Here is a 609-nt window from a genome sequence, read left to right on the forward strand (position 1 = left end):
TTGAGAACTTGGAACAAAATTAATGCAATCACAACCCGTACCCATCTTCATCAGCAAGCTGATTACTCGATGAGCACATTTCGTTGTGCTTCTTCCAGATTGTTAAAGAACGAATATAGCTGTCAGGTAAAACCTAACTCATAAGGCCGTTTCAACGACACTATGAGTTAGCCTCTACATCACCAGGTGATTAGGTACTTGGTGGAGGTGAACGGGATCGAACCGATGACATCCTGCTTGCAAAGCAGGCGCTCTCCCAGCTGAGCTACACCCCCATATCCCGCATGCGCAGAATACTTGGTGGGTCTGGTTGGATTCGAACCAACGACCCCCGCCTTATCAAGACGGTGCTCTAACCGACTGAGCTACAGACCCAAAAACCTTTTCGGATCAGCAGTCAGGAAAGCTGTAGACCCAGGGAAGATTCCCTCGACCCAAGCCTGCAACTGATCCCAGCTATATCAAACAACCGATAAGAGTGGACGCTTAACACGAGCGCTAAGCTCTGAAAGGAGGTGATCCAGCCGCACCTTCCGATACGGCTACCTTGTTACGACTTCACCCCAGTCATGAATCCTACCGTGGTAATCGCCCCCCTTGCGGTTAGGC

Annotated in this window: 2 tRNA genes and 1 rRNA gene; all 3 read right to left on the reverse strand. The window is 50.1% G+C overall.

Annotation, left to right across the window (positions count from 1 at the left end):
- Positions 1-199 precede the first annotated feature (199 nt).
- Positions 200-275: transfer RNA gene (locus tag HV793_RS31000), tRNA-Ala, on the reverse strand.
- Positions 276-298: 23 nt separating this feature from the next.
- Positions 299-375: transfer RNA gene (locus HV793_RS31005), tRNA-Ile, on the reverse strand.
- A gap of 133 nt (positions 376-508) precedes the next feature.
- Positions 509-609 (reverse strand): 16S ribosomal RNA (locus HV793_RS31010); the annotation flags it as partial.

Source organism: Achromobacter aegrifaciens (genome assembly GCF_902859965.1).
In the GTDB taxonomy this organism is placed as follows: Bacteria; Pseudomonadota; Gammaproteobacteria; order Burkholderiales; family Burkholderiaceae_B; genus Achromobacter; species Achromobacter aegrifaciens.